The 20,205-nt window shown below is 71.7% G+C and carries 21 protein-coding genes and 1 pseudogene; 16 read left to right on the forward strand and 6 right to left on the reverse strand.

All coding sequences use genetic code 11. The annotated features are described in order from the left end of the window. The 6 genes and pseudogenes from ACFFNX_RS05490 to ACFFNX_RS05515 form a co-directional block, all read left to right on the forward strand. Positions 1 to 264 (forward strand): annotated as a pseudogene (locus tag ACFFNX_RS05490) (carbohydrate kinase); the annotation flags it as partial. Beyond that, positions 261 to 902, forward strand: coding sequence for a histidine phosphatase family protein (locus tag ACFFNX_RS05495; RefSeq protein ID WP_378196145.1), 642 nt, complete (start codon positions 261 to 263; stop codon positions 900 to 902). The pseudogene ACFFNX_RS05490 and the gene ACFFNX_RS05495, both read left to right, overlap by 4 nt. Beyond that, positions 899 to 1,906 (forward strand): 2-hydroxyacid dehydrogenase, encoded by a 1,008-nt coding sequence (locus ACFFNX_RS05500; protein ID WP_378196148.1) that lies wholly within the window; start codon positions 899 to 901, stop codon positions 1,904 to 1,906. Before ACFFNX_RS05495 ends, ACFFNX_RS05500 begins: the two co-directional genes overlap by 4 nt. A gap of 803 nt (positions 1,907 to 2,709) precedes the next feature. After that, entirely contained in the window at positions 2,710 to 3,234 is a 525-nt protein-coding gene (locus tag ACFFNX_RS05505; RefSeq protein WP_378196151.1) for a hypothetical protein, read from the forward strand. Next, positions 3,231 to 3,854 (forward strand): TetR/AcrR family transcriptional regulator, encoded by a 624-nt coding sequence (locus ACFFNX_RS05510; RefSeq protein ID WP_378196154.1) that lies wholly within the window; start codon positions 3,231 to 3,233, stop codon positions 3,852 to 3,854. Before ACFFNX_RS05505 ends, ACFFNX_RS05510 begins: the two co-directional genes overlap by 4 nt. A gap of 49 nt (positions 3,855 to 3,903) precedes the next feature. Then, positions 3,904 to 5,103 (forward strand): epoxide hydrolase family protein, encoded by a 1,200-nt coding sequence (locus ACFFNX_RS05515; RefSeq protein WP_378196157.1) that lies wholly within the window; start codon positions 3,904 to 3,906, stop codon positions 5,101 to 5,103. A 170-nt stretch (positions 5,104 to 5,273) separates the two neighbouring features. Here the strand turns inward: ACFFNX_RS05515 and ACFFNX_RS05520 are convergent, their stop codons facing one another. After that, positions 5,274 to 5,513 (reverse strand): hypothetical protein, encoded by a 240-nt coding sequence (locus ACFFNX_RS05520; RefSeq protein WP_378196160.1) that lies wholly within the window; start codon positions 5,511 to 5,513, stop codon positions 5,274 to 5,276. Positions 5,514 to 5,980: 467 nt separating this feature from the next. Here ACFFNX_RS05520 and ACFFNX_RS05525 point away from each other — a divergent pair, with 467 nt between their 5' ends. Beyond that, a complete protein-coding gene (locus ACFFNX_RS05525) occupies positions 5,981 to 6,355 on the forward strand; it encodes an STAS domain-containing protein (protein ID WP_378196163.1) in 375 nt (124 codons plus the stop codon). A 128-nt stretch (positions 6,356 to 6,483) separates the two neighbouring features. After that, entirely contained in the window at positions 6,484 to 8,154 is a 1,671-nt protein-coding gene (locus tag ACFFNX_RS05530; protein ID WP_378196166.1) for a sensor histidine kinase, read from the forward strand. Between the two features lie 11 nt (positions 8,155 to 8,165). On the opposite strand, the gene ACFFNX_RS05535 is transcribed toward ACFFNX_RS05530, so the two are convergent. Then, complete coding sequence (locus ACFFNX_RS05535; RefSeq protein ID WP_378196169.1) at positions 8,166 to 8,636, reverse strand: response regulator; 471 nt, start codon at positions 8,634 to 8,636, stop codon at positions 8,166 to 8,168. A gap of 200 nt (positions 8,637 to 8,836) precedes the next feature. On the opposite strand from ACFFNX_RS05535, the gene ACFFNX_RS05540 reads away from it, so the two are divergent. Both ACFFNX_RS05540 and ACFFNX_RS05545 read left to right on the forward strand, forming a co-directional pair. Beyond that, positions 8,837 to 9,574, forward strand: coding sequence for a class I SAM-dependent methyltransferase (locus tag ACFFNX_RS05540; RefSeq protein WP_378196172.1), 738 nt, complete (start codon positions 8,837 to 8,839; stop codon positions 9,572 to 9,574). A 103-nt stretch (positions 9,575 to 9,677) separates the two neighbouring features. Next, positions 9,678 to 9,953, forward strand: coding sequence for an isoamylase early set domain-containing protein (locus ACFFNX_RS05545; protein ID WP_378196175.1), 276 nt, complete (start codon positions 9,678 to 9,680; stop codon positions 9,951 to 9,953). A gap of 12 nt (positions 9,954 to 9,965) precedes the next feature. Here the strand turns inward: ACFFNX_RS05545 and ACFFNX_RS05550 are convergent, their stop codons facing one another. Next, positions 9,966 to 11,306, reverse strand: a complete 1,341-nt coding sequence (locus ACFFNX_RS05550; protein WP_378196179.1) for an amidohydrolase family protein — start codon at positions 11,304 to 11,306, stop codon at positions 9,966 to 9,968. Between the two features lie 156 nt (positions 11,307 to 11,462). On the opposite strand from ACFFNX_RS05550, the gene ACFFNX_RS05555 reads away from it, so the two are divergent. Further along, positions 11,463 to 12,401, forward strand: a complete 939-nt coding sequence (locus ACFFNX_RS05555; protein WP_378196183.1) for a LysR family transcriptional regulator — start codon at positions 11,463 to 11,465, stop codon at positions 12,399 to 12,401. On the opposite strand, the gene ACFFNX_RS05560 is transcribed toward ACFFNX_RS05555, so the two are convergent. Further along, positions 12,386 to 13,546 carry an FAD-dependent monooxygenase gene (locus ACFFNX_RS05560; protein ID WP_378196186.1) on the reverse strand — a complete coding sequence of 387 codons (1,161 nt, stop codon included), beginning with the start codon at positions 13,544 to 13,546 and terminating at the stop codon, positions 12,386 to 12,388. The genes ACFFNX_RS05555 and ACFFNX_RS05560 overlap by 16 nt on opposite strands. A gap of 163 nt (positions 13,547 to 13,709) precedes the next feature. Here ACFFNX_RS05560 and ACFFNX_RS05565 point away from each other — a divergent pair, with 163 nt between their 5' ends. The 4 genes from ACFFNX_RS05565 (at position 13,710) to ACFFNX_RS05580 (ending at position 16,975) form a co-directional block, all read left to right on the forward strand. After that, positions 13,710 to 14,273 (forward strand): snapalysin family zinc-dependent metalloprotease, encoded by a 564-nt coding sequence (locus tag ACFFNX_RS05565; RefSeq protein WP_378196189.1) that lies wholly within the window; start codon positions 13,710 to 13,712, stop codon positions 14,271 to 14,273. Positions 14,274 to 14,408: 135 nt separating this feature from the next. Further along, the gene (locus ACFFNX_RS05570; RefSeq protein ID WP_378196192.1) at positions 14,409 to 15,368 is read left to right on the forward strand and encodes an ABC transporter ATP-binding protein; all 960 of its coding nucleotides are present in this window, start codon (positions 14,409 to 14,411) and stop codon (positions 15,366 to 15,368) included. Then, a complete protein-coding gene (locus ACFFNX_RS05575) occupies positions 15,368 to 16,156 on the forward strand; it encodes an ABC transporter permease (protein ID WP_378196195.1) in 789 nt (262 codons plus the stop codon). Before ACFFNX_RS05570 ends, ACFFNX_RS05575 begins: the two co-directional genes overlap by 1 nt. 12 nt (positions 16,157 to 16,168) lie before the next feature. Beyond that, the gene (locus tag ACFFNX_RS05580) at positions 16,169 to 16,975 is read left to right on the forward strand and encodes an ABC transporter permease (RefSeq protein ID WP_378196198.1); all 807 of its coding nucleotides are present in this window, start codon (positions 16,169 to 16,171) and stop codon (positions 16,973 to 16,975) included. A 50-nt stretch (positions 16,976 to 17,025) separates the two neighbouring features. Here ACFFNX_RS05580 and ACFFNX_RS05585 read toward each other — a convergent pair whose 3' ends face one another. Further along, on the reverse strand, positions 17,026 to 18,276 hold the full coding sequence (locus ACFFNX_RS05585; RefSeq protein WP_378196201.1) for a sialidase family protein: 1,251 nt from the start codon (positions 18,274 to 18,276) through the stop codon (positions 17,026 to 17,028). Positions 18,277 to 18,703: 427 nt separating this feature from the next. Here ACFFNX_RS05585 and ACFFNX_RS05590 point away from each other — a divergent pair, with 427 nt between their 5' ends. Beyond that, positions 18,704 to 19,492 carry an alpha/beta fold hydrolase gene (locus ACFFNX_RS05590; protein WP_378196204.1) on the forward strand — a complete coding sequence of 263 codons (789 nt, stop codon included), beginning with the start codon at positions 18,704 to 18,706 and terminating at the stop codon, positions 19,490 to 19,492. A gap of 18 nt (positions 19,493 to 19,510) precedes the next feature. On the opposite strand, the gene ACFFNX_RS05595 is transcribed toward ACFFNX_RS05590, so the two are convergent. Then, complete coding sequence (locus ACFFNX_RS05595) at positions 19,511 to 20,128, reverse strand: hypothetical protein (RefSeq protein ID WP_378196207.1); 618 nt, start codon at positions 20,126 to 20,128, stop codon at positions 19,511 to 19,513. Positions 20,129 to 20,205 lie beyond the last annotated feature (77 nt).

The raw sequence follows: 20,205 nt of genomic DNA on the forward strand, positions 1-20,205 counted from the left end.
CGGCCGGTGATCCTCCCGGCCGACCCCGAGGCGGCGCTCGGCGCCGCCGAACTGGCCGCCTCGCCCGGCCGCCGCGTCGCCGAGGTGGCCGCCGGGATGGTCGCCGTACGCGAGACGATCGATCCGGGCCCGCGTGACGGCCGGTTCGACGAGGGATACCTGCGGTTCGTGGCGGAACTGGAGCGGCGCGGGTGGCTGCCCGAGCCCACCGCCGAACACGCACGCACACGCACCGAGGAAGCTCGGACGAGGGAGGGTTCGTGACGCAGTTCGTCCTGGTCCGCCATGGGGAGACGGAGTGGCACGCGGAGAACCGCTACGCGGGTGTCAGCGACATCGCCCTCACCGCACGCGGCCTCGACCAGGCCCAGCAGCTCGCCGCCTGGGCCGCGACCGCCGGGCTCGCCGCCGTCTGGACCTCCACGCTGACCCGCGCCCAGCTCACCGCCACCGCGTGCGCGGAGGCGATCGGCGTGCCGCTGAACGTGGACGAACGCCTTCGCGAGCTGGACTTCGGCCACGGCGAGGGCATGACCTCCGCCGAGATGCACGAGCAGTTCCCCGAGGCGCTGCGGGCGTTCCGCGCCGACCCGGTCGGCGACCACCTGCCCGGCGGGGAGGATCCCACCGACGCGGCACGCCGGTTCACCGGCTGCCTGCGCGACCTCGCCGCGCGGTACCCGGACGACCGGGTCCTCGTCGTCGCGCATTCCACCGCGATCCGGCTCGCGCTGTGCGAGCTGATCGGGGTGCCGATGCGCGACTACCGCCGAGTCTTCCCGGCGCTGCGCAACTGCGGGCTGACCGAGATACGGCTGACCGGCGCGCAGGGTGGCGGGGCCGCCCTCCTCGAGTTCAACACGCCCATCGAACGCATCACCGCCGCCCAGGAGATCTCATGACGACCCGCGTGCTCGCGGCCGGAGACCACTTCGTCCTCAACCGCCTCCTCATCGACGCCGTACGCGAACGGGTGCCGGAGGGACTGGAGTTCACCGAGCTCACCCTCGACTGGCCGATCGTGCCGTTCGGCCGGGTGGCCGAGGTCGACGAGGCGTCCGGCACCGAGGACCAGCTCATCGAGGCGCTGGCCGACGTCGACATCTGCCTCACTCAGATGGCGCCGCTGACCCGCCGGGTCATCGAGGCGAGCCCGCGGCTGCGGCTGATCGGCATCGGCCGCGGCGGACCGGTGAACGCCAACCTGAAGGCCGCCGCCGAACGCGGTGTCGCCGTCTGCTGCGCGCCGGGCCGTAACGCGGGCGCCACCGCCGAGCACACCCTGGGCATGATCCTCGCCGCCGCGCGCCGTATCCCGCAGACGCATGCCGAGCTGATCGCGGGCCGGTGGCGCAGCGACTACTACCGTTACGACGAGGTCGGCATCGAACTGCGCGGCAGCACCATCGGCCTGATCGGCGGGGGAGCGGTCGGCAACCGGGTCGCCGAGATGCTCGCCGCCCTCGGCGCGCACGTCCTCATCCACGATCCGTACGTGACCGAGTCCGCGGTGGCCGAGCTGGTCTCCCTCGACGAACTGCTGGCCCACTCGCAGGTCATCACGCTGCACGCCCGCGTCACACCGGAGACCACCGGCATGATCGGCGCCCCACAGATCGCCGCGATGCCGACCGGCGGGATCATCGTCAACTGCGCCCGCGGCGCCCTGCTCGACTACGACGCCGTATGCGACGCGATCGAGCGCGGGCACCTGTTCGGCGCGGCGTTCGACGTGTTCCCCGAGGAACCGATCCCAGCCGGATCACGGCTGCTGTCGACGCCGGGCATCACCCTGACACCGCACCTGGCCGGCGCCAGCCGACAGACCGCCGCGAACGCGGCGAACATCTTGGCCGAGGACGTAGCCCGCCACCTGCGCGGCGAACCCCTGGCCCACCCCGCGTAACGTCCGCCCGCACGGCACTCCCCGACGTTCCAGGAGACGACCGCCCGGCACTCGCCGCCAGCGGGAGCACGGCCGCCAGGGCGCCCTGGCCCGCAGATCGGGCATACCGGCACTACCGAGAGCGACCGAGCCAACGAGGCCGATCGCGGACGTTGAGACCGCCGATCTGGCGGGAGTTCGGCGAGACGCGGTAGGCCTCGTCGCCGAGCCGAGCCGAGCCGAGCCGAGCCGAGCCGAGCCGAGCCGAGCCGAGCCGGAGTCCGTGCCTGAGCCCGGAGTCCGTGGCCGTGCCTGTGCCGGAGCCGCGTCCGCGTCCGCGGCCAAGCCCGAGCCGGAGGCCGAGTCCCTGGTCGTGCCCGTGCCCGTGCCCGTGCCCGTGTCCGTGCCCGCGCCCGCGCCTAGAGCCGGAGCCCGTGTCCGAGGCCAGTCCGTGCCGGTACCGGTGCCTAAGCCGGAGGCCGTGTCCGGGTCTGAGCCCGGGTGCGGGCCTGAGCCCGGGCCCGGGCTTGCGACCGAGGCTGGGCTCCGAGGCTGGGCTCGCGTCTGTCTTTGGCCGTGCGGGGGCGGATGTCGTGCGTTGGGGCGCGGCCGCTGTCCCCTCCGGGGGTGACGCTGCGGCCGCATCTGGCCGGTGGCGGTCGGTGTGATCGCCGTGAACGCGGCGAACATCCTGGTCAAAGGCCTCGCCCGCCTCCTTCGCAGCGAACCCCTCGCCCACCCCGCCTTACGCCGAACTCTTGAGCGATCGCTTAAACGCGTCTATCGTCCGATTTAAGCGATCGCTCAAATCCGGAGGTGCGTCGATGGCGGGCTCAGGTGAGGGCGGTTGGCGGGTGTCGCTGCGGGCGTCGTTGGTGATCCGCGGATGTGGGTACGGCTCGGCCTCCGGTGTGATCGGCGGGGGGCTGGTCGGCGGCGGGCTCGGCACGGTCGGAGGCCTGCCGGGGATCGTCGTCGGCATGGTGGTCGGAGGCATCGCCGGGGCGGCCATCGGGTTGGTCGCCGGCCTCGTCTGCGGGGCGGCCTTCGCGGTGGGCCTGTGGTGCCTGGTGCGGCACCCCTGGGCGGTACGGCCCGCGGGGGCGGCCGTATCGCCCGGGATCTCCCTCCTCGCCCTGGCGTTGAGCCTGTGGTGGTACCCGGACGGGACCATCGGACTGCTCACCAACGGCCCGGCGTCGTGCTTCGCCGCCGTTGTCGTGGGCGTCGGCGTCGTCGCCGGGGCGCTCACCGCGCCGTGCGTCCTGTACGGGAGGCAGCCGCCGTCCGCCCGCCGCGGCGACCCGCCGTGCGACCGCGGCGCGGGGGGAGCAGACTCACCCGGGTGAGCGACACCAAGGACCGGCTGCTCGACGCGACCATCGAGACTCTCCGCACGCACGGCATCGCCGGCGTGTCCGCGCGGACGATCGCCACCACGGCCGGGGTCAACCAGGCGCTGGTCTGCTACCACTTCGGGAGTGTCGACCAGCTCCTGGCCGCCGCCTGCGCCGCCGCGACCGCCGCACGCGTCGAGGTCTTCCGCGAGCGCTTCGCCCAGGTGCGGACGATGCGTGAACTTCTCGCGGTCGGGCGCGAGCTGCACGAGGCCGAGCTCCGCAACGGCGACGTCGCGGTGCTCGCCCAGCTCCTCGCCGGCGCGCAACGCGATCCGCAGCTCGCGTCCGCCACGGCCGCGGGCCTGGAGTTGTGGGCGCGGGAGCTGGAGACCGTCCTCGGCCGCGTCCTGGGCCGTACGCCCCTGGCCGACGTCGCCGACGTGCCGGGGCTGGCCCGCGCGGTCGCCGCGACGTTCGTGGGCATCGAGTTGTACGAGGGCGCCGACCCGGAGGCGGCCGGGCGGGCGCTCGACGCCCTCGACCGGCTGGGCGTGATCCTGGAGGTCTTCGACGACCTCGGCCCGGTGGCGACCCGGGCCCTGCGCACCCGGATCCGCCGTGTGACCTAGGCGGATCCGGTGACCGCCATCTCCGGCCGGCCGCCTACCATGCGAGGCCATGACCACTACGGACGCGATCCGCCCCTTCCGCCTCGACATCCCGCAGGACGACTTGGACGATCTCGCCTGGAGGCTCGATCGCACGCGGTGGCCGGATGAGCTGCCCGGCGCCGGCTGGGCGTACGGCGTGCCGCGTGACTATCTGCGGGAGCTCGTACGCTACTGGCGGCACGAGTACGACTGGCGCGCCGCCGAGGCGCTGCTCAACCGCTGGCCGCAGTTCACCACCACCATCGACGGCGCGAACATCCACTTCGCCCACATCCGGTCGCCCGAGCCCGACGCGACACCGTTGATCATCACGCACGGCTGGCCGGGCTCGATCGTGGAGTTCACCGAGATCGCCGGCCTGCTGACGGACCCCCGGGCCCACGGCGGGGACCCGTCGGACGCCTTTCACCTGGTGGTGCCGAGCATCCCCGGCTTCGGCCTCTCCGGCCCGACGCGGGAACGCGGCTGGGAGCCGCTCCGGATCGCCGCCGCCTTCGGCGAGCTGATGCGGCGTCTGGGCTACCGCCGCTACGGCGCGCAGGGCGGCGACTGGGGCGCGGCCATCTCCCGCGAGCTCGGCCGTACCCACCCCGAACAGATCATCGGCGTCCACCTCAACCTGATCCCCGGAACGGCCGCGTCCGCCGAGCCGACGCCGGAGGAGCTGGCAGCGCTCGACCCGGCCGAACGCGCGCGCGCGCTGGCCTCCTGGGCCCGTACGCAGGAGTGGGAACGCGAGCGCACGGGGTACGCCGTCCTCCAGTGCACGCGCCCGCAGACCCTGGCGTACGGGCTGACCGACTCTCCGGTCGGGCAGCTCGCCTGGATCGTGGAGAAGTTCAAGGAGTGGACGGACTCGGGGGAGCGGCCCGAGGAGGCCGTCGACCGCGACCGGCTGCTGACCAACGTGATGCTGTACTGGCTGACCGGCACCGCCGGCTCGTCGGCCCGGATCTACTACGAGCGGGCCCACGCCGACTACTGGGGAAGGCCGCCCGAGCCGTCCACCGCGCCCACCGCCCTCGCCGTCTTCCCGGAGGAGAACTTCATCGCCCTGCGCCATCTCGCGGAACGCGCGAACACCATCGTGCGCTGGACCGAGTACGACCGAGGCGGCCACTTCGCCGCGATGGAGGAGCCGGACCTGCTGGCCGAGGACATCCGGGCGTTCTTCCGCGAGCTGCGCGACTCCTCTGACGGCCGCTGACTCCGAAGCCGCCGGTGACGGGTCCAGGAGCCGCGTGACCGGTCACAGGCCGTACGGCCGCATCGGGGACCGACACCGGAGCACCTCCGGCTGCGCCGCCGTGGCTCGCCCGTGCGGACACGGGCGAGCCACGGCGGCCGACTATCGCGGCAGGAACTGAACGCGCCGGTCTAGCGGTGGAAGTGGAACCGATGCTGGTACCGGTTGTGGTGGTGCCACCAGCCCCGGCCGTGCCAGCGGTCGCGGTGGTGCCAGCGGGACCAGCCGTCGTGGTCGGCCTGGTGGTACGAGGCCGGCTGGTGGCTTGCCTCGTTGACGGAGAGACGGTCCGCGTTCGCGGTACCACCGAGCAGCATGACCCCCGCGGCCGCCGCCGCCACGATCCCCGTTGCGGTGAGCTTTTTGAGCACTGATTCCCCCTACGTCGCGATTCGCGATGGCCCAATCACCGGACCACGACGCCATCCGTACTCCCGTACTCATGGGCGAGCCGAGGGGACCCGCCGTTGCGTAATCGAATCGAAACTCTAAGTGTCCGACGTGGCGACTCGATGGGCGGTCACTTAGGGTGACATGGCCTGTCTTCTCCGTGTATCCGCGATCTCTCCGGGTAGGGCACCGCCCCAGGCGGGACGGCCCGTCCCGTTCGCGCCCGGAATCGGCGCCTACCTCCCCGGGCCGTGCCGTCCCGCCGTGTGCGCGCGGATGCGGCCATGACACCTGGCGCTCCAACCGTCGCGGCGTACCGGCTTGGCGGCCATAATGAGTGACCAGGCGAGGAGAACGTGTCGCCGGAGAACGATTCGGGGCGGCCTCCGCGGGAACACCTGCGCGGCGCGGATCGTCAGGGATGTGCCGGGAGCCATTGGAGGACGGCATGGAGTTCAGCGTCGAGCAGACCGTGACGGACGACGGCATCGTGAGCGTGACACTCGCCGGAGCGCTCGACGTGGCCACCGCGCCGCAGGTGCGTGACCTGCTGATCCGCCTCATCGACGAGGGCCACCACCGCCTGGTGCTGGAGCTGAGCGGCGTGGACTTCGTCGACTCCATCGGCCTGGGCGTCTTCGTCGGCGTCGTGCACCGGCTCCGCCCGCACGACAGCTCCCTGGCGATCGCGGCGCCGTCCGCGCAGGCACGGAAGGTCTTCGAGATCACCCAGCTGATCCGGGTCCTGCCGATCTACGACACCGCCGACGCCGCCACCGAGGCCGTCCGCAGCGGCAAGGCCTCGGTGGGGGCGCGCGGCTGAGACCGCCGGACCCAGGCCCGGCCCCGGCCGCAACCGTTCGTCCGGTGGCCACTCCGCGCGGATATCGTGAGCGTGCCGTGCGATCGTCTCGGCTCGTCGACCCCTGTGCGTGACCAAGCGGAGAGTTCATGGCCCCCGAATCCACCTCGGCCCCCCTCGTAGAGTCCGCCGAAGAGTCCGCCGAAGAGCCCGCCGCGGAGATCGCCGAGGAGACCGCCGCGCCGAGGCCTGCCGCGGACCGGCCGGTCCCCGACCCGGCGACGGGATGGTCGAGGCTGACGACCCGGCGCTGGCTGCAGATCGGCGTGGGCGGTGCCCTCGCGGTGCTGGCGGTCCTGGGCGTCTTCGGCGTCTGGGTGCTGAGTCATGAGGGGACGGTCACCGACCAGCTGGTCGACCGGCAGTCGTCGGCGCTCATCGCCTCGATCCGCTACGAGGCCGCCATGCTGGACCAGGAGACCGGCATCCGCGGGTACGGCCTGTCCGCCCGCTCCGACTTCCTCGCCCCTTACAACGAGGGGCGCACGCGGGAGGCCGCCGCGATGCGGGCGCTGCGGACGCTGTCCGTCGGCCCGCGAGAACGCGCCGACCTGGCTCTGGTGACGCAACGCGCGGGGATCTGGCGGGCCCGGATCGCCGGCCCCATCGCCACCGCGAAGGGCGACGCGGTGACGCATCTGGCGAACGAGCGGGCGGGCGAGGGCAAGACCGAGTTCGACGCGCTGCGCTCGGCGATGGCCACCCAGCAGCGGCACCTGGCGCAGGAGCGCGCCGCCGGGCGCGCCGACCTCCGCAGGGTGCAGACCGAGCGGGACGCGGTCTTCATCGGTATCGCGGTGGTGATCCTCGTGATCGCCGTACTGGTGTTCGTCGGCCTGCGGCGCGGGATCACGGCGCCGCTGGAGCGGCTCGCGGCCGACACCGGGCAGGTCGCCGACGGCGACTTCGGCCACGTGATCACCGGCCACGGCCCCGCCGACCTGCGGCGTCTGGCCACCGGGGTCGAGGCGATGCGGCAGCGCCTGACCGAGGAGCTCGCCTTCTCCGGCGACGCCCGCGACCGGCTCGCCGACCAGGCCGAAGACCTGCGCCGCTCCAACGCCGAGCTCGAGCAGTTCGCCTATGTGGCCTCGCACGACCTGCAAGAGCCGCTGCGCAAGGTCGCGAGCTTCAGTCAGATGTTGCGGCGCCGCTACAGCGAACAGCTCGACGAGCGGGCCAACCAGTACATCGACTTCGCCATCGAGGGCGCCAACCGCATGCAGGCGCTCATCAACGATCTCCTGCGGTTCTCCCGTGTCGGCCGGGTCCAGGAGGACCGCGTCGACGTGGACCTCGAGGAGGTGTACGCCACGACGGTCGACACGTTGAGCATCACGATCGAGGAGGCGGGCGCCCGGCTGTCCCACGATCCGCTGCCCACCGTCACCGGGGACCCCGGGCAGCTCGGCCTGCTGTTGCAGAACCTGCTGTCCAACGCCGTCAAGTTCCACTCACCCGACCGGGCGCCCGAGATCCGGGTGTCCGCGGAGCGGCACGAGGACATGTGGCACCTCGCGGTCACCGACAACGGCATCGGCATCGGTCCCGAGTACGCCGAGCGGGTCTTCGTGATCTTCCAGCGCCTGCACACCCGCGACGCCTACCCGGGCACCGGGATCGGGCTGGCCGTGTGCAAGAAGATCGTCGAGTTCCACGGCGGCACGATCGGGGTGGACCCCGCCCACGAGCCCGGCGCCAGGATCACCTTCACCCTGCCGGCCCAGGCGAGTGAGCCGGAGACGACCGGGGAGACCTGAGTCGCGGTCTCTCAGTCGCCGGTGCGCGGGTCGCCCGGCAGGTGCTCGGCGAGCTCCCGGTAGAAGCTGTCGATGTTCCGCACCGCCTCGATGAAGTCGTCCAGGTTGACGGGCTTGACGACGTACGCGCTCGCGTGGGTGGCGTACGCGGCCGCGACGTCCTCGTGCGCCGCGGACGTGGTGAGGACCACCACCGGAATGGCCTTGAGGTCGGGCTCCTGCTTGAGGATCTTCAGCATCTCCGCGCCGTTCATGCGCGGCATGTTGAGGTCGAGGACGATGAGGTCCGGGCGCGGCTGACCGGGGTCTCGCAGGTGCTCCAGGGCGGCGACGCCGTCGGGCACCTGGACGAGAGAGCGATCTCCCTCGGAGCCGTCGAGCAGGGCTTCTTCCACCAGCAGCGCGTCCGCGGGATCGTCTTCGACGAGAAGGATGCGGTAGGGGCGTACTGGCGCCTGGGCGGCCATCGCGACTCCTGTCATGGCGGGCTCACCGCGAGCCCACGGCGGGGTGGGGGCGCGCCGGCGATACGTGGCGATCCGGCGCGGTCGGTCCGATTCTAGGGGCGCGTCGGCGTGTGGTGGCCTCGGCCCGCGCCATTGATTGTCGCACGACAATGAACGAGGTGCGGGGGCGGCCGGCGACCTGCGCCCGGTGCCGCATCTGCGTTACGGTGCCGTTCATGACGACCGCGCGGAGACGGGGGTCCTACGGCGTGGACGCGCCGCCCGTGCTGTTCGGCCTGGCGTGCACCGCCGTGGGAATGGTGTTCGCCGGGATCGGCGTGACAATCGGCGTCGGCATCGGGTTCGGCTGGATCCCGTTCGCGGTCGCCGCGCTCGGCCTCGTCAGCGTGGCGCTTTATCTCCACACGACCCGGCGGGGCAAGTTCGCGGTCTGGCACGAGCTCCTCGGCGACCTCGGCCTGCGCGGTGACGAGCGGCTGCTCGACCTCGGCTGTGGCAGGGGAGCGGTGCTGCTGATGGCGGCGGAGCGGCTGCCGGAGGGCGGCGCCGTCGGCGTCGACCTGTGGCGCACCGTCGACCAGTCCGGCAACGCGCCCGAGGTCACCGAGCGCAACGCCGAGGCCGAGGGCGTCCGCGACCGGGTCGAGCTGCGCACCGGTGACATGACCGCGCTGCCGTTCGACGACGCGTCGTTCGACGTGATCGTCTCCAGCCTGGCCATCCACAACATCAAGAAGGCCGAGGGCCGGACGCGGGCCGTCGATGAGGCCGTACGCGTGCTGCGCCCCGGCGGGCGGCTGCTGATCGCCGATATCGCGGCGGTCGACGACCATCGGCGCCGGCTGACGGAGCTGGGCCTGAAGGACGTCCGCGTCCGCCCGCTGGGCTGGCGCATGTGGTGGGGCGGGCCGTGGATGGGCACCCGCGCCCTCAGCGCCGTCAAACCGGGCTGACCCGATCGCGTGAATATTGCGTTACACGCCGTGTCGCCCTGACTCCGACGTGTCGCCCAAGCGAGAATTTCCCGGCGTACCCCCACGTACAAGGAGTTTCTCTATGCTCAGGCGCTCGCCTCTGTTCGGTCCCAAGACCCGCGTCACGTTCAGCCTGCCCATGAACGAGCCGCCCGGCGTCGTCAGCGTCGTCGGCGACTTCAACGGCTGGGAACCCGGACGGCACCAGCTGCTCAAGCGGCGTCGCGGCTTCCGCAGCGTCTCGGTCACTCTCCCGCCGGGCACGCACCGGTTCCGGTACCTGGCCACCGGCGGCGTCTGGTTCGACGACGAGACGGCGGACCGCGCCGACGAGCACGGCTGCCTCATCGACATCTGACGTCCCCGCCGGTCAGGCGGAGACGAGCCCGGTCCAGGCGGACAGCCGCCGCCGCGACGCCTCCTGCAGGAGCCAGGCCTGATGCGCCGCCGACCCGGTCAGGCGGCCGGCGTGCTTGACCACCGCGCCGTCGATGATCACTGTGTCGACGTCGGCGGCGCGCGACTCCAGCACGACGGAGGCCGGGTCCCGCCAGGGGACCATCGGGCCGTCCACGATCGCCAGGTCGGCGCGTTTTCCGGGGCTGATGGTGCCGATGCGGTCGCCGAGGCCCAGCGCCTCGGCACCGGCGACGGTCGCGAATCGGAGCGAGTCCCGTGCGGTGAGATGGACCGGCGTCTCGCCGTGCGTGGACGCGACGGAGATCGCACGTTCGCGTTCGCTCGAGAGGGCCCTGCGCATCTCGCCGGACAGGCCGAGGGTCTCGTCGGCCGCCATGTCGGTGCCGAGTGCCGGCAGCAGCCCGTTCGCGACGGCCCGGCCGGTGATCGGGAACCGGTCCGTTCCGGTCGCCCTGCCCATGGACACGTCGGCCGTCGGGCACGCGACGATCGAACCGCCGGTGGCCGCGATCCGCTTGAGGTCGGCGGCGGAGAACCGCGCGCCGTGGGCGTGGTGCACGTCGGGGCCGAGCAGGCCGAGCCGGTCGAGGGTCTCGATGGTGCGGGACCGGCCCAGGTACGCCGGGAGCCCGGAGCGGATGCTGATCGGTACGTCGAGTTCGCGCGCCAGCCGGAAGTCGGCCGCGGTGACCCCCGGAGTGGAGAACTCCGGCCCTCGCAGGGCCAGGCCCATCGTGACCCGCGCGGTGTCGTCGCCGAGCAGTTCGGACCGTACGCGCCGCACGTCCGCCGGGTGCCGCATCGTACTGTCCACGAACCACTTCATCACGTCGCCGCCGATCGGCGGCCCGTACAGGAACAGCGCCCGGATCCCGGAGTCGCACAGGGCGCGCACGTTCTCGTCGGCGTGGGCCGGGGTCGTGACGATGTGGGACCAGTCGGCGACCGTCGTGACCCCGGAGTCGATCGCCCGCAGGGCGCCCCAGAGCACACCGGCGTAGACGTCCTCGGGTCCGTACCGGTCGGGCAGTTCGGCGAGCAGGGTCCCCAGGCAGTCCTCGGTGGACGTCTCGTCGCTGATCGCGCTCTGCCAGACGTGGCGGTGCGCGTCGACCAGACCGGGGATGACGATCTTTCCGGCGGCGTCGACGACCCGGGCGCCGGGGGCCTCCAGCCCCCGGCCGACCGCCGTGATCGTGTCACCGTCGATCAGTACGTCGCCGTCGGGGATCTCGCCGATCGACTCGTCGAGGCTGGTCACATGGCCGGAGCGTATGAGTAGGGTGGACATGTTTCTCCAGGTGGATCAGGGTGTGCGCCGGTCTGCCCGCCGTGGCCCAGGCGACGGGTTCTGCCATCTCTGATATTTCGCTCCCTCGTCCATCGATGTCCAACATCAGAGTCCGATGGCTCGATCTGCATCAGAGATGACGGGGTGACGGGTTACATGGACACGCGGAAACTCGAGGTGTTCCTGGCCGTCGCCGAAGAGCTGAGCTTCACCAGGGCGGCCGAACGCCTGCACATCGTGCAGTCCGGCGTCTCCACGTCGGTGCGGTCGCTGGAGCGCGAGCTCGGGGCGCCGCTGTTCGACCGTACGACGCAGCGCATCACCCTGACGGAGGCCGGGCGGGCGCTGACGTCCGAGGCCAAGCGGGTGCTGTCCGCCGTACGGCACGCGCGGCAGGCGGTGGAGGAGGCCGGCGGCGGGCTGCGCGGCACGCTGGAGCTGGGCGTGCTGTTCGGCGTCACCCCTGATCACATACGAGAGTCACTGGCCGTCTTCCGCGAGCGGTTCCCCCTGGTCGACATCCGGTTGCGGGCGCCTGAGGCGCGCGGGACCACGGGCCACATCGAGCGGCTGCGCGACGGCAGCATGGACATGGCCGTGCTGATCACCACCGGCACGGTCCCCGGCATCGACCTGCACCCGCTGACGAGCGGCGAGGTGGTGCTGGCCTGCCCGCCCGGCCATCGTTTCGGCGATGCCGAGTCCATCGGCCTCCACGACGTGATGGAGGAGACGTTCATCGACTTCCCGCCCGGCTGGGGCGTACGCGGCGCGGTCGACCGGGCGTTCGTCACCGCCGGGATCCAGGAGCGGCACACCACGTTCGAGACGGGCGACATGTCGAGCATCCTGGACCTCGTCCGCCTCAAGGTCGGCCTCGCCTTCGTGCCGGTCCCGATCACGGCGGACGTCAAGGACCTGCGGTTCGTGCCGGTACGACCGCGCCCGCCGACGTACGAGATCGCCATCGGCGCCTCCCGGGTGCGCCGCCCGAGCCCGGTCTCCCGGCAGTTCCTGCGGATCGTCCTGGCCAGTGACGACGACACCGCGGCGGCGGCCTGGCGCCGCCGCCGCGACACTCACACCGACGAGTAGTCCCGCAGCTCGATCCCGGTGGCGAACCGGTCGGTCATCTTCAGCATCATGCGCAACATCAGCGGGGAGTTGAACATCCAGTTCCGCATGCGCATCCGCAGCGCGTTCGGCGGCGCGAGGAACGGCCCCGCGTTGCCCTTCCTGGAGATCGCGGCATAGCCCCGGAACCCCTCCTCGTACCGCGCGAACGCCGTACGGTGGTCGCCCCGCGCCGCCAGGAGCTCACCGGCCAGGACGTACGCGCCGACGATCGCCAGTCCGGTGCCGAACCCGCCGAGGGTGTTGGCGTACGCCGCGTCGCCCAGCAGGACGACCCGGCCACGGGAGTAGTGCTCCACCTCCACCCGGCTGATCGAGTCGAGGTAGAACTCCTCCGCGCCGGGGATTCGGGCCAGCACCTCCGGGATCCGCCAGCCGCCGCCCTGGTAGGCCTCGATCAGCAGTTCCTTCTGCCGGCCGACGTCGAAGCGGTCGTACTCCAGGGGGCCGGAGGCGAAGACGAAGAACGCCGGCGCCTTCGGCCCGCCGAGCGCGGCCATCCGCCCCGGTTCGTTGTACATGACGGGGTCGCCGTCGAGCCCGACGTCGACGAGCGCGTAGTAGTGACCGAGGTGGTGCACGAACTCGCTCTCCGGCCCGAACGCCAGCCGCCGGACGTTCGAGTGCACCCCGTCCGCGCCGACGACGATGTCGAAGGTGCGCGGCGCGCCGCGCTCGAAGGTCACCCGCACACCGCCGTCGGTCTCGGTCAGCGAGGTGATCGAGTCGCCGAAGACGTACTCACAGCCGTCCGCGGTGCGCTCGTACAGGAGCCGGGCCAGGTCGCCGCGGCGGATCTCGATCTCCCCGCCGGTGAACTCGCCGGGGATGACGGCGAGACGCCGGCCGTCCGTGTCGACCACCGTCTGGTCGCGGCCGCCGGTCTGGAGGCGCCGGATATCGTCCAGGATGCCCATGCGTTCCAGGACCGTACGGTGCGTCGGGCCCTTGAAGTCGACGGCCTGACCGCCGGGCCGCAGGGCGGGCGCCTTCTCCACGACGGTGACGTCACAGCCGTAACGGCAGAGCCAGTACGCGAGGGCGGGACCGGCGATGCTCGCGCCGGAGATGAGGACGCTGGTGGTGTTCAGCCCGTTGTTCGTCATGTCAGCGATCATCGGGGGAGCCGCTGACCGATCGCCGACCATCCGCTGACCGCCGTTGGCCGTATCCGGTGACTCTCGCCTTTGCCGCTTGTTGCGACTCTGTGTCATGAATAGTCTGAGGCGGACCCGCTCCCGGTAACTCCCCACCGAGGAAGGCCCCGCCATGGCCCACCGCACCCGTGCCCGCCTGCTGACCTGCGCCGCCACGCTCGCCGTCTCGGCGGCCGTGGCCCCGGCGGCGCACGCCGTGCCCCGTCCCCTCGCACAGATCGTCCTGCACTACGACGACAGCCAGGCCGCGGAGTTCCGCAGCGCCGTCGTCGCCGGCGCGAACTCCTGGAACGCCGGCCTCCAGAACGTACGCCTGGTCGAGGCCACCGCCGGCCAGACCGCCGAGATCAACATCGTCGCCTACGACGGCTGGCCGGAGACGACACTCGGCCCGGCCCGCCCCGGCGGCCGGCACAGCACGGTCTACTTCGGCCGCGAGGCGGTCGACGAGGGCTACAACACCATCCGCATCGCCGCCCACGAACTGGGCCACAGCCTCGGCCTGCCGGACAACAAGCCGGGCCCGTGCTCGTCGCTGATGTCGGGCTCGACCGGCGGCGTCTCCTGCACCAACGCCACCCCGAACGCCGCGGAACGCGCGGCCGCCGACGCCAACTACGCGAGCCCCGCGGCCGTACCGTCGGAGTCCCTGGCCCTGATCGTCGACGCCCCCTGACGCGCCCACCACATCCCGCGGACGGCGAGCGCGCAAGTAGCTCACAGACGGACATCAGCTAGTCGATAATTCATTGCAAGAAGTCGTTCGTTCTCAGTAAGTTCCTCTCGTGAGACTGAGCGTCGAGGTGCCCCGATGACCGCCGGCTCGTCGACGGAGATACTGATCCGGGCCGAGGGGCTGACGAAGGTGTACGGGCGGTCCGCCGGCCGCGGCGGGTTCACCGCCGTCGACGGGATCGACCTGGAGGTGCGCCGGGGCGAGGCGTTCGGCGTGCTCGGGGCCAACGGTGCGGGCAAGTCCTCCACCATGCGGATGATCGCGTGTGTCTCGCCGGTCACCGCCGGCAGCCTGCGCATCCTCGGGCGGGACAGTGCGACCGAGGGGCCCGCGATCCGGGCCCGGCTCGGTGTGGTGCCGCAGGACGACACGATCGACGGCGAGCTGACCGTACGGGAGAACCTCCTGATCTACGGCCGCTACTTCGGGCTGCCCTGGAAGGTCCTGCGCGAGCGCGCCGCGCGGCTGCTGGAGTTCGCGCGGTTGGAGGAGAAGGCGGGCGACGCGGTCGCGACGCTGTCCGGTGGCATGCGGCGGCGGCTCACCATCGCGCGGGCGCTCATCAACGAGCCGGAGATCGTGCTGCTCGACGAGCCCACCACCGGCCTCGACCCGCAGGCCCGTCACCTGCTGTGGGAGCGCCTGTTCCGGCTCAAGCAGGACGGCGTGACGCTCCTGCTCACCACGCACTACATGGATGAGGCCGAGCAACTGTGCGACCGGCTCGTGGTGATGGACGCCGGGAGGATCGTGGCCGCCGGCACCCCCTCTGAACTGATCGCCCGCTACACCAGCCGCGAGGTGCTGGAGCTGCGCTTCGCCCCCGAGGAGCGGCAGATCATGATCGACAAGTGCCGTGGCCTGGTCGAGCGCGTGGAAGAACTGCCGTACCGGCTGCTGCTCTACACCGATGACGGCGAGGAGACCCTGGCGGCGGTGAACGCGCGGGGCGTACGGCCGCAGGCCGCGCTGGTCCGGCGCTCCAGCCTGGAGGACGTCTTCCTCACCCTGACCGGCCGTTCGCTGGTCGACTGATGGGGGCCCTGGCGAGGGCGCGTTCGGCGCCCGCGTTCCGCGAGCTCGGCTACTGGCTGTTCCGCTACCGCCGCACCTGGCGCGGCTCGATCGTCATCAGCGTCGCCAACCCGCTGCTCTTCCTGACCGCCCTCGGGCTCGGCCTGGGCAAGCTGGTCGACCGCAACGGCGCTCTTCACGGGGAGTCCTACCTGCGGTTCATCCTGCCCGGGATGCTCGTCGCCGCGGTCATGCAGACGGCGTTCCTGGAGGCCGCCGGTCCGGTTCTGCAGAGCGTGCGGCAGCGGGGCAACTACCGCGCGGCCGCCGCCACCCCGCTCTCGCCCGAGGACATCCTGTACGGGCACCTGATGTTCTGGGCGCTGCGGGCGGCGCAGAACGCCGTCCTGTTCACCGGGGTCAGCCTGCTGTTCGGCGCGGTCGACCCGGCGCGCGCCCCGCTGCTCGTGCCGATCGCGTTGCTGGTCGCGATCGCGTTCGCCACGCCGGCGGCGGCCTGGTCGGTGACCGTGACCCGGCCCTCGCAGGTCAACGCGGTCTTCCGGTTCGCCGTCCTGCCGCTGTACATGTTCTCCGGCACGTTCTTCCCGATCGAGCGGCTGCCGTCGTGGCTGCGCCCATTGGCCTGGGCGACCCCGCTGTGGCACGGCGTCGACCTGGGGCGTGCCGTCGCCCTCGGCACCGCCACGCCGTTCCGCGCGCTCGTCCACGTCGGCTACCTGACCGTGATGGCCGTCGCCGGGCTGCTCGTCGCCCGCCGCAACTATCGCCGTACGCTGCACGTCTGACCTGGAGCTCCCGTGACGGTGACCGCGAATCCGCCCGTACGGCCGCGCCACGGCCGGCCCTGGACGATGGTCGAGCGCAACCTGATGATCTACCGGCACACGTGGCCGGTCATCCTCGCCGAGATCTTCGAGCCGCTGCTGTACCTGCTGGCGTTCGGCCTGGGCATCGGCACGCTCGTCGGCCACGTGCCGGGCCTGCGGAGCGGCGTGCCGTACCCGGAGTTCGTGGCGCCGGCGCTGCTCGCCACCGCCGCGATGAACGGGGCGATGAACGAGACCACCTTCAACCTGTACGCCAAGCTCACCACCGACAAGACGTACGAGTCGATCCTCACCACGCCGATGTCGGTACGTTCGGTGGCGCTCGGCGAGGTGTCCTGGGCGCTGCTGCGCGGCACGCTCGTCTCCACCGCGTTCCTGGCGGTGGTGAGCGCGCTCGGCCTGGTGCACACGCCGGCGGCGCTGCTGGTCGTGCCCAGCGCACTGCTGATCGGCTTCGCGTTCGCCTCGACCGGCCTGCTCGTGGTCACGTTCGTACGGGACTGGCAGGACTTCCAGCTGATCCAGCTCGTGATGCTGCCGATGTTCCTGTTCGCCACGACGTTCTTTCCGCTGAGCGTGTACCCGCGCCCGGTCCGGGTGTTCGTGCGGGTCCTGCCGCTGTACCACGGCATCGAGCTGACCCGGGCGACCTTCCTGGGCACGGGCCTGGGCACGGGCGGGCGCCACCTCGTCGTCGCGGTGGTCTACCTGGCGGCGCTCGGAGCCGTCGCCTTCGCCGTGGCCGTACGGCGGCTGGAGCGGACGCTGCGCGACTGAGCCGTGGCGACTCGCCGGCGCTTCGAGGACCGGCGAGTCGCCACGGGCGGTCAGTTGTAGAAGGTCGCGCTGTGGATGTCCACCGGGTTGGTGGTGTCGCCGGTGGCCACGCCGTACACGGCCACGAAGGCAGAGCCGGTCGAGACCAGGCCGGTGTAGTCACCGAGCATCCGGCCGGAGCTCGTCGACGGCACCGTCCGCGCGTCGAACGAGCCCTCGATGTGCCGCTCGCGCCACGATCCGGGCTTCGTGCAGTCCGCCGAGCAGGTCACGGCCCAGAAGTCGGTGGGCAGGGTGGCGGCGGAGGTGTTCTTCCGGAAGTCGTAGTACGTGACCGCCAGGGTGCCGCCGGGAGACACGGCGATCGCCGGTACCGCGGCCGAACCGGTGGGCGTCCTGTCCACGCGGACCGGGCTGGACCAGGTCTTCCCGTCGTCGGTGGACCGCGCGTACGCGACGTGGAAGGTGCCGTCGGCGTCCTGGCTCTGCCAGACCGCGTTCACCACCTTGCCGCCCGGCTGGGCCGCCAGCAGCGGCAGCGTGGCGTTGCGCAGCGCGTCACCCGAGCCGTCGGGGTCCGGGATCTTGGTGCCCACGGTGAGCGGGGCCGCCACGTCCAGCGTCGGCGCCGACCAGGTGGCGCCGCCGTCGGTCGAGCGGATGACCTGGGTGGCGGCGGTGGTGTCGGTCTCCTGGTGCATGCCGATCAACAGCGTGCCGTCGGCCATCGGGACCAGCTCGGTGCCGATGACGCCGCTGTCGGTGGGGAGGTCGTAGGCCTTCTTCGTGGTCCAGGTGCGGCCGTCGTCGGTCGACTTCGCCAGGTAGACCGGCTGTACCCAGTCGCCGTTCGGCCGGGAGTCGACCCGGTCCCACACCGCGTAGACCACGCCCGGGTGGTACGGGTCGGCGGTGACCGACGGGCGGTCGTTGAAGAACTCGGGGTCGTCGTCCCGCTGGAGGGTCACCGGTGCGTCCCAGTGCTCGCCGCCGTCACCGGACCGCGACACCAGGATCGCCGTCACCTCACCGGTGCGCGACAGCGAGAACGACGCGGCGACCGCCGTGCCGGACGGCGTGACCGTGATCCAGTGGTCCGTCGTGACGTCGTAGTCTCCGCCGCCTGCCGCGGTGCCGCCGTCGCATCGGGAGAACGCGGGCTGCTCCGCCGACGGATGCCAGGTCGCGCCGTTGTCGTCGGACACGGCGGTGACGGCTCCGTTGCTGCCGTACCGGTTCCAGCGGTCCTGCTGGTAGACCGACACGAGATGCCCCGGTCGCTTCGGATCCCGCGCGACCATGGGCTGAACCTCGGTGTTCGGGTTCAGAACGTAACCGTCGCCCTCGGGCAGCCCACAACCCGCCGGGAGCGCGCTGGCACCCGATACCGGCACCACCCCGGCGGGGTCGGAACCATCGGCGAACGCGGACTGAGTCGCAAACGTACAGGCGAACAGGGTGGCCACCGCCACCGCTGACCTGGAAATTCGTGTCAAAGGTGCCTCATCCTTGATGGGGGGTGTCTCCAAAGGGGCACGTCGCCACCCGGCGGGCGGCGTGGTCCCAGGAGGCGCCAAAGGGCACACGTGACGCTACAGTCCCAAGATCATTAAGGGGAATGATCTTTTGCTGCCGGGTTCTCCTGACCGCTTTCGGCCAGCACCGGTACGGCGAGGCCTGCGGGAAATCGCGTTGCGGCCCTGGACTCAGGCCGTCAGGCTCGCATCCATGCGGACCACCAGCCGTGACGGACGGCGGATCGCCGTTGAGACCGTGGGCGAGGGGAATCCGCTCGTGCTGTTGCACGGGACCTACGGAGACCGCAGCACCTGGCGTTCCGGCGGTCACGTCGAGGCATTGGCCGCCCACCACGAACTCATCCTCATCGACCTGCGGGGCCATGGTGAGAGCGACGCCCCGCACGACCCCGAGAGCTACCAGATCGATCGCCAGGTGGACGACGTCATCGCCGTGCTCGACGCGCTCGAGATCGACCGGGCCGACCTGTGGGGTGCCTCCCTGGGTGGCACCATCGGCCTGCACCTGCTCGCCCACCACCCCCATCGGCTCACCCGCCTGATCGCGGGCGGCGCGCACGCCGACCGCGTCATCGCCGACCCGGACGACGTCACCGAGGAGGCGGAGTCTCTCCGTATCCGGGGCACGGCGCCGATCATCGCCCTGCTGGAACGGCGGGGCGCCCTCCCGGCATGGCTGCGCGCCAGTATCCAGGCGGCCGACCAGCACGCGTTGGCGGCATTGACCATCGGCCTCGCCGAGCGCGACGGCATCCTGGACCTGCTCGCCTGGACCTCGGTGCCCGTGCTCCTGCTGGCCGGCGATCGCGACCCCAGGCTCCCGTTGATCCGGCGCACCGCCGATCGGATCCGCGGCGCCACCCTGGTCGAACTTCCCGGCTGCGGACACCTGGACGCGTTTCTCCGCACCGACCTGACCCTGCCGGTCGTCCGGCCGTTCCTCGCCGCGGATCCCGCGCCCGCCGTACGCCCGCATTAAAGGAACTCCGATCATCCGTTACAGGTCCACGGCCGTCCAGTCGCGCAGTGCGCGCATGAGCTGGGTGGCCTGGAGGTACCTGACTCTCGGGTCGTCGTAGGCGAGGGTGACCGGTCCCAGGCAGACGAGGTCCCGGCGGTGGGGTTCGTACAGCTTGCCGGAGACGCCGACCAGCGGGGCGTCGCGGACACGCAGCGCCAGCGTGCCGCTTTTGCGCAGGTACGGGCAGGCGCGGCGGGCCGTGCCCGCGCAGCGCAGGCAGACCGGTGGGTGGCCGGTCACGTCCTCGCCCGACCAGCCTCGCCCGGCATTGCCCACGAGCCACAGGACGCCTCGCTCGTTCCGGTCGGCCGGGCCGCTGCAGACCTGGCAGAGCAGCCGTCGCATCGCGCGGCGTTGCCGGTACGGGTGCACCCCGCCGAACTCGGGCGTGCCCTCGCCCGGCGCGCGGACGTAGCGGGTCCACAACACACCGCGTGCGTCGCGGTCACCCGGCCGCTCGTGCTGGTAGCCGATGCCGGTACGCCCCTTGGCCACCACCGGTGTATTGACCGGACGTTCGCCGCTCCAGCGGACGATATAGGGAACCAGCCCGGCACGGGCCGGCCGGGGTTGGCAATCGGGAAAGTCGCTCATGGGGTGCTTTGCCTTAATTGGTTTGCGGTCGTTTCCCTGCAAAGAATGGCGTCCGGTCAATAGGCTGGGAAGTGCTC

The organism is Actinoallomurus acaciae, from assembly GCF_042429965.1.
Taxonomy (GTDB): domain Bacteria; phylum Actinomycetota; class Actinomycetes; order Streptosporangiales; family Streptosporangiaceae; genus Actinoallomurus; species Actinoallomurus acaciae.

Bases quoted from the DNA above. Each gene is read 5' to 3' on its own strand.
- ACFFNX_RS05530 (WP_378196166.1), top strand. From the start codon at position 6,484: ATGGCCCCCGAATCCACCTCGGCCCCCCTCGTAGAGTCCGCCGAAGAG.
- ACFFNX_RS05550 (WP_378196179.1), bottom strand. From the start codon at position 11,306: ATGTCCACCCTACTCATACGCTCCGGCCATGTGACCAGCCTCGACGAG.
- ACFFNX_RS05595 (WP_378196207.1), bottom strand. From the start codon at position 20,128: ATGAGCGACTTTCCCGATTGCCAACCCCGGCCGGCCCGTGCCGGGCTG.
- ACFFNX_RS05575 (WP_378196195.1), top strand. From the start codon at position 15,368: ATGGGGGCCCTGGCGAGGGCGCGTTCGGCGCCCGCGTTCCGCGAGCTC.
- ACFFNX_RS05540 (WP_378196172.1), top strand. From the start codon at position 8,837: ATGACGACCGCGCGGAGACGGGGGTCCTACGGCGTGGACGCGCCGCCC.
- ACFFNX_RS05545 (WP_378196175.1), top strand. From the start codon at position 9,678: ATGCTCAGGCGCTCGCCTCTGTTCGGTCCCAAGACCCGCGTCACGTTC.
- ACFFNX_RS05555 (WP_378196183.1), top strand. From the start codon at position 11,463: ATGGACACGCGGAAACTCGAGGTGTTCCTGGCCGTCGCCGAAGAGCTG.
- ACFFNX_RS05535 (WP_378196169.1), bottom strand. From the start codon at position 8,636: ATGACAGGAGTCGCGATGGCCGCCCAGGCGCCAGTACGCCCCTACCGC.
- ACFFNX_RS05525 (WP_378196163.1), top strand. From the start codon at position 5,981: ATGGAGTTCAGCGTCGAGCAGACCGTGACGGACGACGGCATCGTGAGC.
- ACFFNX_RS05570 (WP_378196192.1), top strand. From the start codon at position 14,409: ATGACCGCCGGCTCGTCGACGGAGATACTGATCCGGGCCGAGGGGCTG.
- ACFFNX_RS05585 (WP_378196201.1), bottom strand. From the start codon at position 18,276: ATGGTCGCGCGGGATCCGAAGCGACCGGGGCATCTCGTGTCGGTCTAC.
- ACFFNX_RS05560 (WP_378196186.1), bottom strand. From the start codon at position 13,546: ATGACGAACAACGGGCTGAACACCACCAGCGTCCTCATCTCCGGCGCG.
- ACFFNX_RS05505 (WP_378196151.1), top strand. From the start codon at position 2,710: ATGGCGGGCTCAGGTGAGGGCGGTTGGCGGGTGTCGCTGCGGGCGTCG.
- ACFFNX_RS05590 (WP_378196204.1), top strand. From the start codon at position 18,704: ATGCGGACCACCAGCCGTGACGGACGGCGGATCGCCGTTGAGACCGTG.
- ACFFNX_RS05515 (WP_378196157.1), top strand. From the start codon at position 3,904: ATGACCACTACGGACGCGATCCGCCCCTTCCGCCTCGACATCCCGCAG.
- ACFFNX_RS05565 (WP_378196189.1), top strand. From the start codon at position 13,710: ATGGCCCACCGCACCCGTGCCCGCCTGCTGACCTGCGCCGCCACGCTC.
- ACFFNX_RS05500 (WP_378196148.1), top strand. From the start codon at position 899: ATGACGACCCGCGTGCTCGCGGCCGGAGACCACTTCGTCCTCAACCGC.